At 69.6% G+C, this 13759-nt stretch carries 12 protein-coding genes; 5 read left to right on the forward strand and 7 right to left on the reverse strand.

The genetic code is table 11. The features are described 5' to 3' along the window. Nucleotides 1–198 precede the first annotated feature (198 nt). The gene (locus ACE3SG_RS23485; RefSeq protein WP_374568658.1) at nt 199–1872 is read left to right on the forward strand and encodes a long-chain-fatty-acid--CoA ligase; all 1674 of its coding nucleotides are present in this window, start codon (nt 199–201) and stop codon (nt 1870–1872) included. Nucleotides 1873–2047: 175 nt separating this feature from the next. Next, nucleotides 2048–2623: a hypothetical protein gene (locus ACE3SG_RS23490; RefSeq protein WP_374568659.1), complete on the forward strand. Its 576-nt coding sequence runs from the start codon at nt 2048–2050 to the stop codon at nt 2621–2623. Between the two features lie 152 nt (nt 2624–2775). On the opposite strand, the gene ACE3SG_RS23495 is transcribed toward ACE3SG_RS23490, so the two are convergent. Next, entirely contained in the window at nt 2776–3669 is an 894-nt protein-coding gene (locus ACE3SG_RS23495; RefSeq protein ID WP_374568660.1) for a hypothetical protein, read from the reverse strand. 48 nt (nt 3670–3717) lie between these two features. Here ACE3SG_RS23495 and ACE3SG_RS23500 point away from each other — a divergent pair, with 48 nt between their 5' ends. Together ACE3SG_RS23500 and ACE3SG_RS23505 are read left to right on the forward strand one after the other, a co-directional pair. Then, nucleotides 3718–4446: a 16S rRNA (uracil(1498)-N(3))-methyltransferase gene (locus ACE3SG_RS23500; protein ID WP_374568661.1), complete on the forward strand. Its 729-nt coding sequence runs from the start codon at nt 3718–3720 to the stop codon at nt 4444–4446. Beyond that, nucleotides 4443–5645 (forward strand): MFS transporter, encoded by a 1203-nt coding sequence (locus ACE3SG_RS23505; protein WP_374568662.1) that lies wholly within the window; start codon nt 4443–4445, stop codon nt 5643–5645. Before ACE3SG_RS23500 ends, ACE3SG_RS23505 begins: the two co-directional genes overlap by 4 nt. A gap of 4 nt (nt 5646–5649) precedes the next feature. Here the strand turns inward: ACE3SG_RS23505 and ACE3SG_RS23510 are convergent, their stop codons facing one another. The 3 genes from ACE3SG_RS23510 to ACE3SG_RS23520 form a co-directional block, all read right to left on the reverse strand. After that, nucleotides 5650–6798: a S41 family peptidase gene (locus ACE3SG_RS23510; protein ID WP_374568663.1), complete on the reverse strand. Its 1149-nt coding sequence runs from the start codon at nt 6796–6798 to the stop codon at nt 5650–5652. Nucleotides 6799–6926: 128 nt separating this feature from the next. After that, nucleotides 6927–8513 (reverse strand): M56 family metallopeptidase, encoded by a 1587-nt coding sequence (locus tag ACE3SG_RS23515; protein WP_374568664.1) that lies wholly within the window; start codon nt 8511–8513, stop codon nt 6927–6929. Between the two features lie 20 nt (nt 8514–8533). Next, complete coding sequence (locus ACE3SG_RS23520; protein WP_374568665.1) at nt 8534–8923, reverse strand: BlaI/MecI/CopY family transcriptional regulator; 390 nt, start codon at nt 8921–8923, stop codon at nt 8534–8536. Between the two features lie 283 nt (nt 8924–9206). On the opposite strand from ACE3SG_RS23520, the gene ACE3SG_RS23525 reads away from it, so the two are divergent. Continuing rightward, entirely contained in the window at nt 9207–9854 is a 648-nt protein-coding gene (locus ACE3SG_RS23525) for a hypothetical protein (protein ID WP_374568666.1), read from the forward strand. 117 nt (nt 9855–9971) lie between these two features. On the opposite strand, the gene ACE3SG_RS23530 is transcribed toward ACE3SG_RS23525, so the two are convergent. The 3 genes from ACE3SG_RS23530 to lptB all read right to left on the reverse strand — a co-directional run bounded on the left by ACE3SG_RS23530 (nt 9972) and on the right by lptB (nt 13754). Next, nucleotides 9972–11270: a class I SAM-dependent RNA methyltransferase gene (locus ACE3SG_RS23530; protein ID WP_374568667.1), complete on the reverse strand. Its 1299-nt coding sequence runs from the start codon at nt 11268–11270 to the stop codon at nt 9972–9974. Nucleotides 11271–11323: 53 nt separating this feature from the next. Continuing rightward, nucleotides 11324–12853 carry an RNA polymerase factor sigma-54 gene (locus ACE3SG_RS23535; protein ID WP_374568668.1) on the reverse strand — a complete coding sequence of 510 codons (1530 nt, stop codon included), beginning with the start codon at nt 12851–12853 and terminating at the stop codon, nt 11324–11326. Nucleotides 12854–12965: 112 nt separating this feature from the next. Next, the gene (lptB, locus tag ACE3SG_RS23540; RefSeq protein ID WP_374568669.1) at nt 12966–13754 is read right to left on the reverse strand and encodes an LPS export ABC transporter ATP-binding protein; all 789 of its coding nucleotides are present in this window, start codon (nt 13752–13754) and stop codon (nt 12966–12968) included. Between the last annotated feature and the right edge of the window lie 5 nt (nt 13755–13759).

Below are 13759 nucleotides of genomic sequence, written 5' to 3' on the forward strand. Positions count from 1 at the left end.
GCGCGGAGCTGGCTTTGCCAGTCCGCTGCGCGAGCCCCCTCGGGGGGCAGCCCCCGGAAGGGGGCGTGGGGGCTCTACTTCCTGCCGTGGGGGCCAACACCTCTAGGGGCTAACCCCCAATTGCGCTATCGAATCCCCTGATGGGGGGCATTGACCATGGCGGTCAGAATCGCGGGTCGACAAAGAAAGTAGTGACGGATGGAAAAATCCTGGCTGAAGCAGTACCCCGCGGGCGTTCCGGCCGAGGTCAAGACCGATGTCTATGCCTCGCTGGTCGCGTTGCTCGACGAGAGTTTTCGCAAGCACGCCAAGCTGCCGGCCTACCGTTTCATGGGCAAGTCGTTCAGCTTCGAGCTGATCGACGACTTGTCGCGTGCTTTCGCGGCCTACCTGCAGAGCCTGGGCCTGGCGCGCGGCGACCGCGTCGCGATCATGCTGCCCAACGTGCCGCAGTACCCGATCGCGGTGGCCGGCATCCTGCGCGCCGGCCTGGTGGTGGTCAACGTCAACCCGCTGTACACGCCGCGCGAGCTGGAACACCAGCTGAAGGACTCGGGCGCCAAGGCGATCGTGATCCTGGAGAACTTCGCCTCCACGCTGCAGCAGGTGATCGACGCGGTGCCGACCAAGCAGATCGTGCTGGCCGCGATGGGTGACCTGCTGGGCCTGATCAAGGGCACCATCGTCAACCACGTGGTGCGCAAGGTGAAGAAGATGGTGCCGGCGTTCTCGCTGCCCAACCCGGTGCGCTTCAACGACGCGATCTCGCGCGGCCGCGGCAAGCCGTTCACCGCACCCAAGGTCGGGCCGGACGACATCGCCGTGCTGCAGTACACCGGCGGCACCACCGGTGTCAGCAAGGGCGCGGTGCTGCTGCACCGCAACCTGGTGGCCAACGTGCTGCAGTCCGAAGCCTGGTACCAGCCGGCGCTCAAGAAGATCCCGCAGGGTGAGCAGATCGTCACCATCTGCGCGCTGCCGCTGTACCACATCTTCGGCTTCAACACGAACATGATGCTCAGCCTGCGCATGGGCGGCTGCAACATCCTGGTGGCCAACCCGCGCGACATCCCCGCGGTGCTGAAAGAGCTGTCGCGCGAGCGCTTCCACAGCTTTCCGGCGGTCAACACGCTGTTCAACGCGCTGGCCAACCACGCCGACTTCGACACCGTCGACTGGAGCCATCTGGTGATCTCGGTCGGCGGCGGCATGGCGGTGCAGCAGGCCACGGCGCGGTTGTGGCTCGAAAAGACCGGTTGCCCGATCTGCGAGGGCTACGGCTTGTCGGAAACCTCACCGGTGGCCGCCTGCAACCCGGTCGACAACACCGCCTACACCGGCACGATCGGCCTGCCCGTCAGCAACACCGAGCTGAGCCTGCTGGACGACGACGGCCACGAGGTGCCGCTGGGCCAGCCGGGCGAGATCGCGATCCGCGGCCCGCAGGTGATGGCCGGCTACTGGCAGCGGCCCGACGAGACCGCCAAGGTGATGACCGCCGACGGGTTCTTCCGCACCGGCGACATCGGCGTGGTCGACGAGCGTGGCTACTTCAAGATCGTCGACCGCAAGAAGGACATGATCCTCGTATCGGGTTTCAACGTGTACCCGAACGAGGTCGAAGACGTCATCACCCAAATGCCAGGCGTGCTCGAATGCGCGGCCGTGGGCGTGCCGGACGAAAAAGCCGGCGAGGCGGTGAAGGTCGTGATCGTGAAAAAAGACCCGGGGATCACCGATGCCGACGTGCGCGGCTGGTGCGAGGCAAATCTCACCGGTTACAAACGGCCAAAGATCATTGAGTTCCGTACGGAACTGCCGAAGACACCGGTGGGAAAGGTGTTGCGCAGAGAGTTGCGCGACAAAAAATGAACGCCTGACCGCGTCATAGCGGCGGGCGCCCGGGGCTGCACTGCAGTGCCGGGGGCCACCTCCGGCCCGTTCATGGGGGTGGCTTGACCGGGTGGCTGAACGCCGCCGGTGGGGCCCTGCATGGGGCTCGCCGGAGGGGTGAAGCCGCGTTTGGGACCCTTTCTTGGGATCGAGCATGTCGTCTCGTTACATCAGGACCGCCGCCGGCCAGGCCGAGATTCAGGCCCGCGCGCTCAAGCTCAGCAGACCGGTGCGCAACCTGCTGCTGGTCATCAACGATTCACGCACCATCGAGGATTGGCTGGTGCAGGTGCACGGCGTCACGCCCGACGACGTGGCGCTGCTGCGTTCCGAAGGGCTGATCACCGAGGCCAACATGGCCGCCACGCCGGCGGCCAAGGCGGTGGCCAAGACGATGACGGTCGACATTCCGGTCGACATCCGCGAAGGTGGGGCCGCGGCCACGCCGGCTGCGCCGGCCCCCGCGCCTGGCAACGACGCCGACTGGACCCGCACCCAGCAGGTCATCCGCATGGCGGGTTACAACGCGCTGTACGACGCGCTCACCTCGGTCGGCAAGGCCAAGCTGGGCCTGATGCGCGGCTACCGCTTCATGCTCGAGGTCGAAAAGTGCACCGGGCCCGACGAACTGCGCTCCCTGGCGCTGAAGTTCGCCGAGCAATTGCGCACCGAGCACGGCATGGCCGCGGTCGGCGAGCTCACCTACGCGATCGGCGCCGTCAAGGCCTGACCCTCCGGCGCCCGGTCGCCGCGGCCCGCTGGCCGCCCGCGCCCCGCGTCGTCTTGTTCTCTGTTCGCCCGGCCGCTGCTCGCCAGCCGCCGGGCTGACCGCGTTCAGGCGCCGGTGTCCAGGGCTTGCTGCCGCGCGACGCGGCGGCGATACTAGGCGGTGATCTCGGCGTCGTCCAGCGCTTCGATCAGCGCGTCGGCCTGGCTGCGCTCGACCTGGGCGTCGGCCGCGCGGCCGAGCCGGGCCAGCGCGTGGGACAGCTCTGAGCGCAAGAAGGCCTGGTCGACCCGCTCCTGGTTGTCCTTGTCGTGGTTGGCCAGCAGCACCAGGCCAGCGCGCGCTTGCTGCTCGGCGGTTTCGGCGTCGCCCAGCGCGTTGGCGGTGAAGGCCCGCAGGTAGTGGGCGCGCTCGTGGTTCACCCACTGCCCGGCGCGTTGCCACAAGCCCTGCGACAGCTCGGCCGCGTCGGCCAGGGCGCGGCGCAACGGCTCGACCGCCAGCTCGGCCACGGGCCGCTCGGCCAGGTCGGAGGCGAGGTTGTTGGTCATCACCGCGGCGGTCGTGTCCAGGCCGCTGGCCTGCTGCCACACCGGCGTGTGCAAAGGGGCCAGCGCGGCCAGCGTGGCGTGGCCGGCGGCCTCGGGCGCCAGCAGCGGCACCTGGAAGCTGGCGGCCGCCAGCACCAGCAGCTCGGCCGCCTGCGCGGGGCCGACCCCGGCGGCGTCGGCCAGGCGTTGGCCGAGGGCCGCCTCGGCAGCGGTGTCGCCGGCCATGCGGGCGGCGGCACCGGCCTGGCGCAGCACCGGCAGCGGCGCTTCGTTGCCGCATGCCGCCAACACCGCCTGCTGGCGCTGCCAGGCCTCGGCCGGCTGGCCCAGTTTTTCGGCCAGCACATGGTTGAGCAAGAAGGCATACCGTGGCCGCTGCCCGGGGTTCAACGCATCGGCGTCGATCTGGCGCAGCAGCACGGCCGCCGCGCTCGGGTGGTCGTCATGGCATTCGTCGGCCGCCTGCAGCAGCTCGGTTGCTTTCGCGATCGGGTCCATCGTCGGGTGCCTCCTTGGGGCCGATTGTGAATGCGGCACACTCGCATGATGCCCCCACGTTTGTATCTGGACGCCCCGCTGCGCGAGGGTGACGACATCGACCTGCCGACCGAGGTGGCGCGCCATGTGCAGGTGCTGCGCTTGCAGCCCGGTGCCCCGCTGACGCTGTTCAACGGTCAGGGCGGCGAATGGGCCGCCGAGGTGCTGCAGATGAGCGGCCGCCAGCAGGTGGCCGTGCGCATCGGCGCGCCGCAGCCCGCGTCACGCGAACTGGCGCGGCGCGTGACGCTGGCGCTGGGCATGCCCGCCAACGAGCGCATGGACGCGCTGGTCGAGAAGGCGACCGAGCTCGGTGTGGCGGCCATCCAGCCGCTGCAATGTGCGCGCTCGGTGCTGAAGCTGGCGGGCGAACGCGCCGAGCGGCGGCAGGCGCATTGGCAAGCGGTGGCGGTGGCCGCGGCCGAGCAAAGCGGGCGCACGCAGGTGCCGCAGGTGGCCCCGGTGCGCAGCCTAGCCGACTGGCTCGGCGCGACGCAGGCGGGCGCGGCCTGTCACGTGCTGAGCCTGGCCGACGACGCGGTGCCGCTGGCCAGCCTGGCCACGGCATCGCCGGCCACCGACTGGCTGCTGCTCAGCGGCCCCGAAGGCGGGCTGGACACGGCCGAGGAGGCGCTCGCGCGCCAGCGCGGCTTCACGCCGGTGAGCCTCGGCCCGCGCGTGCTGCGCGCCGACACCGCGCCGCTGGCGGCCCTGGTGTTGATCGGGGCGCTGGCGTGAGCGCGGCCGGGCGTTTCAACGCACCGCTGGCCTGGCTGACGCTGTGCCAGGGCCTGTTCCTCACCAACAACGTCACCTTCATGGCGATCAACGGCCTGGTCGGCCTGGCGCTGGCACCGCAGGGCTGGATGGCGACGCTGCCGCTGACGGCCTATGTGCTGGGCGGTGCGCTGTGCACCGGGCTGGTCGCGCGGCACCAGCAGCGCTATGGCCGCAAGCGGGCGTTCCAGATGGGGCTGGCGGTGGCGATGGTCTCGTCGGCGCTGTGTGCGCTGGCGGCCCTGATCGGCAGCTTCTGGCTGCTCATCGCCGCCACGGTGGTGGCCGGCTACTACAACGCCAATGCGGCGCTGTACCGGTTTGCCGCGGCCGAACTGGTCGGCCCCGAAGGGCGCGAGCGGGCGATCTCGTGGGTGCTGGCCGGCGGCATCCTCGGTGGGGTGATCGGGCCGCAGCTGGCGCAGGCCACGCGCGATGCGCTGGCGGCGCCGTTCGCGGGCGCCTATGCCGCGCTGGTGGTGGTTGCCGCCTTGTCGATGCTGGCGCTGGCGCGCATCCCGTTCCCGGCGCTGCCACCGGCCCCGGCCGGCGCCGCGGGCCGCTTGCCCGCCGGGGTGGCGCGACAGCCGGCCTTCATCGTGGCGATCGCCGCGTCGGCGCTGGGCTACGGCGTGATGAACCTGCTGATGGCCGCCACGCCGATCGCGATGGCGGTCTGCTCACACCCGTTTTCGGCCGTGGCCTGGGTGCTGGAGTGGCATGTGCTGGGCATGTACGTGCCGAGCTTCTTCACCGGCCCGCTGATCCGCCGTGTCGGCGTGTTGCCGGTGCTGGCCGCCGGCGTGCTGCTGAGCGCGGCCTGCATCGCGCTGGCGCTGCACGGTGTCGACCTGATGCACTTCACCGCCGCGCTGCTGGTGCTGGGGGTGGGCTGGAACTTTCTCTACATCGGCGGCACCGCGCTCTACACCGAGAGCTACCCGGCGAGCCACCGGGTGCGCGCACAGGCGCTGATGGACCGCTGGGTGCTGGGCACGATGACGCTGACCTCGTTCAGCTCGGGCGCCCTGGTGACCACCGGCGGCTGGCAGGCGATGAACTTCGGCGCGCTGCTGCCGCTGGCGGCACTGGCGGCGATGCTGTGGTGGTTGCGCAGCCGCCAGGCCGAGGCCGCGGCGGCCGCGCAACAACAGGCCTGACGCCTCAGGGGGCCGGCGGACGGCGCGGCGTGTAGATGGGCAGGTCGATCTTGCCCGCCTGGGCACGCGCCAGCACGTCTTTGACCTGGTCACGCTGTTCCGGGTTCTTCGTCTCGCTGGCGCTCTGCTCGAGCAGAGCGACGTACGCGGCACTCAAGGCATCGGAAGCCGGCAGCGAGACGTCCGGCACCACGCCGACCATTTCCCAATCCTTCTTCGTGACGCCGTTGATCGCGCGACCGGTCGGCACGAATGCCGCCAGGCCGTGGCCCAGGGCCACCATCTCACCCGGGTTGGCCGCGCCGCCGGTGGTCTCGCCGTACAGCTTGGCGCGCTTTTGCGTCTGCAGGTCGTAGGCGCATTCCTCGCCGCCCGAGAAGGTGTGCTTCGAGGTCAGCACGGCGATCGGCTTGGTGTAGCGGGGGCTGCTGATCGGCAGCGTCCAGTATTCGCGCGTCGTGTTGGTGGGGCGGTCGTAGATGTCGTTGAGGTGGCGTTCGTCGCCCTCGGCGAAGAAGTGGCTGAGCAGGTAGGTGACGCTCGATGGCGAACCACCACCGTTGTTGCGCAGGTCGATCACCAGCGCGTCGGTGCCGCCCAGCAGCAGCATCGCGGCGTCATAGCCGCCAGCGATGAACTCGGTCGGGCCGAACCCGCGCAGATCCAGGTAGCCGATGTTGCCCGGCAGGCGCTGGATGCGGGTGATGCCGAAGCCCATCATCGCGGCCTGTTCGCGGCCTTGGTCGATCTCCTCCCGCGTCGGCTTGGGCGGCTCGGCGCCCACCGGCAGCGTCTGCACTTCGGGGTCGAACTCGACGCGGAAGTGCCGGTCATTGCCGATCTCGCGCAGGTCCTTGTTGAGCGCCTCGCCCATCGCTTCGACGGTCGTGGCGTTCTCGTACGCCCCCTTGGCGGAGCGAGCCTGCAGCTGCTTGGCGACCGGCTCGATCTTGTTCGGGTAGACGTAGCGGATGCGCAGTTGCTGGGCCAGCGTGTCAACGATGGCTTTGCGCTGCGCCGTGTTCAGCGGCGCCTGGGGCGAAGGGCCATCGGGCGGCGAGCCGGCGGGCTGGGCGAAGGCGGTCGCGGCGCACAGCGCGAGCGTCGACAGAGCGAGAGTCCAGCGGACGGCAGGGCGGAAGCGAAGTGTCATCGTGTGTCTCTTTTGAACGTTGTGGTGGTTGGAAATGGGTTCGTACCGGCGTGACTGCCCACCGGCAGGCCGCGAGCGGCGCCGGGGGCTGGCGTATCGGTGGTTTGGCTCTTAGGGCGAGCTCGAGGTCAGTGGGACAGACCCATGCGCTGCGCCAGGCTGGGCCGCAACTCCAGGCTGCTGACCTGCCACTGGCCCTTGACGAGGCGACTCTCGGCCTTGATCGTGACCTGGCCCTTGGGACCACGGGCCGACAAGGTCAGCGATGCACTGTCGTCGTCGATCTTGCAGGGGCCACAGTCATCGGCCAGCTGGATCGGTGTGCCCAGGCGCTGCACTGCGGCGGCGTCTTGCTGGACGGCGGCGAGCACCGTCAGGTAGGCCGGATCCTCGCTGATCTTGGGCGGCTCCGGCGGGGCGGGTGGCTCCGGTGGGGCGGGCGGCTCGGGCGGCTGCGGAGCTTCGGCCGCGGGAGGATGAGCGTCGATCCATGCACGCACCTCGGGCGTGATCTCGACCAGCCGGCCATCGATGCGGAAGGTCTCGTGGTGCTCGCCGTTCGCCGAGACCCACGCGTGATAGTCGCGCACTTCGCCCTTGTCGTGGATGCGGATCCGGGTGGAGTTGCCGACCGTGGTCCACCAAGGGTCTGCCGCTGGCGTGGTCGAAACCCGCGGGGCGGGCGGCGTCGCCGGGACAGCAGGAACAGCGCCACTGGCGGCCTGTGCAGCCCAGACACCACCGGCACAAAGCACCGTTGCAAGGACGGCCGCAACACCCCAGCGCGGCGCTGCGGGGTGGCCGGCCGTCAGCAGGTGCGCCACGCGCTGCTGCAGGCTTCCGCCTTGCGCGGCCTGCGCCAGCACGGGCACCACCGAACGGAGCTTGCCCGGGCCGTTCATCGTTTCGCCCAGCGCGGCCAGGGCTTCGGCGACGACCAGCGCGTCACCGCAGACGCTGGCGGCGAGTTGGTCGCAGGCCTGCTCACGCTCAATGCGCACCTGCCGGCTCAACCACCAGACGGCCGGATGGAAGAACAGCAGCGCCTCGACCGTGCATTGCAGGCCGTTCCAGAGCCAGTCCAGCCGGCGGATGTGCGCAAGTTCGTGGGCGATCAGCGCTTCGATCTGCTCAGGCGCCAGTCGGGTCAGCAGGCTGATCGGCAACCAGATGACCGGCCGCCAGGCCCGCGCCGTGAAAGGCGAGGCTTCGCCGGGCAGCAGACGCAGTGCGACGGGCCGGGCGATGCCCAGTGCCGACCGCAGGCGATGCACGCAAGCCAGCCATGCCGGCGGGACGGGCATGACGCTGGCTTGCCGCTCGAGCGTTCGCAGCCACCACCAGCCACCCCCCAGGCGAACCAGCATCACCAGCACGCCGCCGGCCCAGGCCCAGGCCAGCCAGGCCGGTGCCTGCCAGTAGCCGATGCTCCCTTCGATGCCCGGCGCGGCCGTGCCGGCCCAGTGCACCGGCAAGCCGGCGGCGGCCAAGGACGCGGCGGCGGGCGCGAGCAAGGTGTCGACGAGTTGCCAGGCGGGTGCGACCACCATCGCCAGCAGAAACAGCATGCCGACCGCGTGACGGGCCGCTGCGCTGCTGCGCCGCATCGTCCACAGCGCGAGCGCGGCCAGCCCGCCCAACAGGGCGTCCTGCCACAGCGCGGCTACCAGAGACTGCGCCAGCGCGGTCTCCAACAATGTCCATAAGGTGTTCATCGTGTTCTTCCTCGCAGGCCTCAGCGCTTGCCGCGCTTGGCCTTGGCATCGGCGATCAGCTGAGCGATCGCGTCCAATTCGGCGCGGCTGGGCTGGTCCACATCGAGGGCTCGTTGCACCAGTTGCAGCGCCGAGCCGGCGAACGCGCGTTGCATCAGGTCCTTGACCAGCACCGACTGCACTTCGGGTTCGGGATGCAGCGCGCTGTAGCGGTGGCTGCGCTCGCTCTCGTCGCGCTGCAGCAGTCCCTTGTCGGCCATGATGGTCATCATCTTCAGCACCGTCGTGTAGGCCGTTTCCTTGTGATGCGACAAGGCTTCGTGTACCTCGCGCACGGTGCATGGCGACTGGCGATCCCACAGCACTTGCAGGATTGCCAGCTCGCCTTCGGTCGGATGGGGCGATGTCATTCGTGCCTTTCGGTTGGGGGGCGGGTGAGTACGAGTCGACTAGTACGACGCAAATAGTACTAAACAGTTAGTAGATTGCCAAGCCCCTGTGCAGAGTTTCGGTGGCGTCTGCGCTGAACCCCCATGAACTGGGGGGTGGGCGCGTGTCCGGTTCGCGCCAGCGCAGGGCGTCTTTTCCAGTGTCAGGTTCTCGAATCGCCTCGCACCCGCTGCAACGCCGAGGGCCCGATGGTCGAAGGCTCACAAACCTTCGCCTACCCAAACCCCTCATGGAGACTTCACCATGGCCACTTTGCAAGCTCGCCTTCTGCAGGCGCTCGCGCCCGTCGCGCTGGCCGCGGCTGCGCTGTCCACGTCCGGTGCTGCGATGGCGCAGAGCCGGGAGCAGTTCATGTCTGAAAACGACCCGCGGGCTCTGGCCGGGGTGCATCCGCCCTGCCGCGGCAAGGTGAACCAGGTGCTCGACACCGTCTACGAAGGCGTCAAGACCACGGCCTGGAATTTCGCGGCCGTCGGCGGTGGCGGCGAGAGCACGCGTTTCGACAAGACGCCGGTGCTGAGCACCAAGGTCACCCTGCAGTCGGGTTGCCTGAACGCGCACTTCAGCGCGATGGTCGGCAGCAAGACCAGCTACCCGTGGGTGTCGGCGCTGACGATGTTCCAGGTCACGCTGACGCCGTCGACCGGCGGTGCGCCGATGCACATGGCCGGCCACTACGAAACACCGTACGGCATCTACGGCCCGGCCATCGCCGAGTCGGCCGAGTACGACGTCGACATGATCGCGTCGAACTTCTACCAGGGTGTCGGCACGGGGCCGGGCCTGGTGCCGCCGGGCACCTACCGTGTGGACGTCTGGTGGGCCGGCGGCCCGATCGGCGGCGGCGGCGCGATCGGCGCGGACTTCGTCCTGAAACTCTACATGTACTGAAGCAGGCCCCCACGCCCCTTCCAGGGGCTGCCCCCCGGGGGGGCTCGCGCAGCGGACCGGCAAGCCGGATCCGCGCACGCCACTTGGAGGGGACGGCGCTGTGCGCGTCCCGTCAGGTCAACGGTTTGTTCCAGCCACCATGTCGAAGCGGAACAGGCGGCATTCGATCGCGCCGTTCCACATCGGCACGCGGCGGCTTTCCTTCAGGCGCATCAGGCCGGGCAGTTTGGGCTCGGGCGTCAGCACCTGCGCGGTCCAGCCGGCGTAGTGTTTCTTCCAGTGGGCGGCCAGGCGGGCGTAGAAGTCGGCCGCGTCGGCCGCGCCTTCGAACTTTTCGCCGCCGCTTTCGCCGCGTGCCGGGCCCGCGCCCTGGCCTTGGCCTTTGGGCGCGATGCGTTCGCCGTAGGGCGGGTTCATCACGATCACGCCGCGCTCGGCCGGTGCCGGGCGCTGCAGCGCATCGGCGGTCTTGAACTCGATCGCGTGCAGCACGCCGGCGCGCTCGGCGTTGCGGGTGGCGAAGTCGGTCATGCGGAACGACACGTCGCCGGCCCAGATCGGCACCGCGGGGGCGTGGACCGCGTTCTGCGCCTGCTGGCGCAGCGTGGACCAGGCGCCCAGGTGGGCGCGGAACGGCAGCAGCTTCTCGAACGCGAAGCGGCGCGCCAACCCGGGCGCGATGCCGCAGGCGATCTGCGCAGCCTCGATCGCGATCGTGCCGGCACCGCAGCAGGGGTCGAGCAAGCCACCGTCTTCGGGCCGGCCTTGCCAACCGGCCGCGGCCAGCATCGACGCGGCGAGCGTCTCTTTCAGCGGCGCCTCGCCCTTCAGGCCTTGCGCGTCGCGCCAGCCGCGCTTGAACAGTGCCTCGCCGGAAAGATCCACCGACAAGCTCGCGTGCTCGGGCCCGAGGTGCAGCACCAGCGACAGGTCGGGGTGGCGGGTGTCGACGCTCGGGCGCTCACCGGCCGCCTCGCGCATCACGTCGCACACGGCGTCCTTGATGCGCAGCGCGGCGAAGTTCAGGCTCTTCAGCGGCGAACGCCAGGCCGAGGCATCGACGCGAATCGTCTGGCGCGGGGTGATCCAGTCGGCCCAGTGGACGCGGCGGGCCATCGCATACAGATCGTGCTCGTTCGCATAGGGGCCATCGACCACCTGCCACAACACGCGCTGCGCCAGCCGGCTGCCGAGGTTCAGCCGCATCGCGGCATCGACGTCACCATCGACATAGACGCCGCCACGGCCGGCCTCGACCGGGCAGCGGTCCTGCAGCAGCCGGCGGCATTCGTCGACCAGCAACGGTTCGGTGCCGGCAGCGCAGGGCAGGAACAGCGTGCCGCGCTCGACCGCACTGCGCGGGCCGGCAGCAGCAGCCTTGATCACCCGGCGCGGTGCGGGGGCTTCGTTTGTCATTTCAGTGTTTCCATGGCGCCAGCGTCAACCCGGAGGGCAGCGTGGGGGCTCCATCACATTGCTTTTCGCAGGTTGGCTGGCGCGATCTTCAGCGCTTCGCGGTATTTGGCGACGGTGCGGCGCGCGACCTGGATGCCCTGCTCTTCGAGCATGTCGGCGATCTGGCTGTCCGACAGCGGCTTGGCGGTGTTTTCGGCGGCGACGAACTGCTTGATCAGGGCGCGCACCGCGGTGCTCGACGCATTGCCGCCGGCGTCGGTGTTCAGCGACGAGCCGAAGAAGTACTTCAGCTCGAAGGTGCCGAACGGCGTGTTCATGTACTTTGCGGTGGTCACGCGCGAGATGGTGGACTCGTGCAGGCCCAGCTCGTCGGCGATCTCGCGCAGCACCAGCGGCTTCATCGCGATCTCGCCGTGGGTGAAGAAGGCCTTCTGCCGCTCGACGATGGCCTGGCTGACGCGCAGGATGGTGTCGAAGCGCTGCTGGATGTTGCGGATGAACCAGCGTGCCTCTTGCAGCCGCGCGCTCAGGCCGCTGTTGTTGCCGGCGCCGCCGCGCTGGCCGCGCACAGCCTGGGCGTAGACATCGGACACGCGCAGCTTGGGCATCACGTCGGGGTTGAGCATCACCTTCCAGCCGCGGCCGGACTTGGTGACGATCACGTCGGGCACGACGATCAGGTTCTCGGCCCGCGCAAACGGCCGGGCGGGCTTGGGCTCGCAGGCGACGATCAGGGCCTGCGCCGCCTTCACCGTGGCTTCGTCGGCGCCGGTGGCGCTGGCCAGCTTCTTCAGGTCGCGCCGGGCCAGCAGCTCCAGGTGTTGGCGGCAGATCGTCAGCGCGCAGTCGCGCGCCGGGCAGGCCGGTGTGTCGCGCAACTGAAGCGCCAGGCAATCACCCAGGTTGGCGGCGCCCACGCCGGCTGGCTCCATGCTTTGCAGCCACTTCAGGCCGCAGCGCAGCTGGCTGAGCAGGTCGTCGCGCGCGTCTTCACCCACCACGCCCAGCGCATCGGCCAGGCGGTCGACGATGTCTTCGAGCGTGCCGTCGAGGTAGCCGTCGTCGTCGAGCGATTCGATCAGCACCTGCACCGCGGCCGCATCGGTGGGCGACAGGCGCATGCCGGACAGCTGGGCCCGCAGGTGGTCTTGCAGCGTCGGCGTCGGCGTGTTGCGGTCTTGGGCGTCGAGGCCGTCTTCGTCACCGCCGCTGCCGGCCGCGTTGGCCGACGGCAATTCGCGGATGCCGTCGAAGTCGTCGCGCTCGGTGCCGTTCTCCCAGTCGTCGCGCTCGGTGGTGCCGAAATCGGCCGAGTCCATGCCCGATGGTTCGTCGCCGCCCTCGCCGACCGTGCTGCCCGGCGCGTCCTGCTCTTCGCGCTGGCTGGGCGTGGACTTCTCGTTGGCGCTGTAGTCGAACAGCGTCGCGTCTTCCTCGGGCTCGAGAAAGGGGTTCTGCTCGAGCATCTGCTCGACTTCCTGGTGCAGCTCCAGCGTCGACAGCTGCAACAGGCGGATCGATTGCTGCAGCTGCGGCGTCAACGCCAGATGCTGCGACAGGCGAACCTGGAGCGTGGGCTTCATCGCCCGCCTCTGCAGGCAGCGCGCGCGGCCGCGCCGGGCCGCTGCCAGGCGGCCGCGCCGACCCCAGGCCCAGCAGGGGCCGGGGCACCAAAGGTGGACCGGGGGGCCGACATCACATCTTGAAGTGTTCGCCGAGGTAGACCCGGCGCACGTCCGGGTTCTCGATGATGTGGTCGGGCGTGCCTTCGGCCAGCACGCTGCCCTCGCTGATGATGTAGGCGCGGTCGCAGATGCCGAGCGTCTCGCGCACGTTGTGGTCGGTGATCAGCACACCGATGCCACGCGCCTTGAGAAAGCCGATGATGCGCTGGATCTCGATCACCGCGATCGGGTCGACGCCGGCGAACGGCTCGTCGAGCAGGATGAAGCGCGGCTGCGTGGCCAGCGCACGGGCGATCTCGACGCGGCGGCGTTCACCGCCCGACAGGGCCGGGGCCGGCGAATCGCGCAGGCCGGTCAGGCTCAGGTCGTGCAGCAGGGTGTCGAGCTGGCGTGTGATCTCGGCCGTGCCCAGCGGCTTGCCGCGCTCGTCCAGCTGCAGCTCGAGCACCGCGCGGATGTTTTCTTCGACCGTCAGCTTGCGGAAGATCGAGGCTTCTTGCGGCAGGTAGCTCAGGCCCAGGCGCGAGCGCTGGTGAATCGGCTTGCGCTCGACCGCCACGCCGTCGATGTGGATCGAGCCGGCGTCGCAGCGCACCAGGCCGACGACCATGTAGAAGGTGGTGGTCTTGCCGGCGCCGTTGGGCCCGAGCAGGCCGACGACTTCGCCGGCGCCGACGGCCAGGTGCACGTCTTTCACCACCATGCGTGCGCCATAACTCTTGCGCAGGCCTGTGGCGTCGAGCCGGCTGTTGCCGGCCGCGCTGGCCAGCGCGGCCACGTCGGGCGACGGCGCGTTCATGGCTG

It is taken from the genome of Ideonella sp. (assembly GCF_041914305.1).
Classification (GTDB): Bacteria; Pseudomonadota; Gammaproteobacteria; order Burkholderiales; family Burkholderiaceae_C; genus Ideonella.

What these genes read in the sequence shown, in the direction of transcription:
- ACE3SG_RS23490 (WP_374568659.1), top strand. Translation starts at nt 2,048, where the DNA reads ATGTCGTCTCGTTACATCAGGACCGCCGCCGGCCAGGCCGAGATTCAG.
- ACE3SG_RS23515 (WP_374568664.1), bottom strand. Translation starts at nt 8,513, where the DNA reads ATGAACACCTTATGGACATTGTTGGAGACCGCGCTGGCGCAGTCTCTG.
- ACE3SG_RS23510 (WP_374568663.1), bottom strand. Translation starts at nt 6,798, where the DNA reads ATGACACTTCGCTTCCGCCCTGCCGTCCGCTGGACTCTCGCTCTGTCG.
- ACE3SG_RS23485 (WP_374568658.1), top strand. Translation starts at nt 199, where the DNA reads ATGGAAAAATCCTGGCTGAAGCAGTACCCCGCGGGCGTTCCGGCCGAG.
- ACE3SG_RS23495 (WP_374568660.1), bottom strand. Translation starts at nt 3,669, where the DNA reads ATGGACCCGATCGCGAAAGCAACCGAGCTGCTGCAGGCGGCCGACGAA.
- ACE3SG_RS23525 (WP_374568666.1), top strand. Translation starts at nt 9,207, where the DNA reads ATGGCCACTTTGCAAGCTCGCCTTCTGCAGGCGCTCGCGCCCGTCGCG.
- ACE3SG_RS23520 (WP_374568665.1), bottom strand. Translation starts at nt 8,923, where the DNA reads ATGACATCGCCCCATCCGACCGAAGGCGAGCTGGCAATCCTGCAAGTG.
- lptB (WP_374568669.1), bottom strand. Translation starts at nt 13,754, where the DNA reads ATGAACGCGCCGTCGCCCGACGTGGCCGCGCTGGCCAGCGCGGCCGGC.
- ACE3SG_RS23530 (WP_374568667.1), bottom strand. Translation starts at nt 11,270, where the DNA reads ATGACAAACGAAGCCCCCGCACCGCGCCGGGTGATCAAGGCTGCTGCT.
- ACE3SG_RS23535 (WP_374568668.1), bottom strand. Translation starts at nt 12,853, where the DNA reads ATGAAGCCCACGCTCCAGGTTCGCCTGTCGCAGCATCTGGCGTTGACG.
- ACE3SG_RS23500 (WP_374568661.1), top strand. Translation starts at nt 3,718, where the DNA reads ATGCCCCCACGTTTGTATCTGGACGCCCCGCTGCGCGAGGGTGACGAC.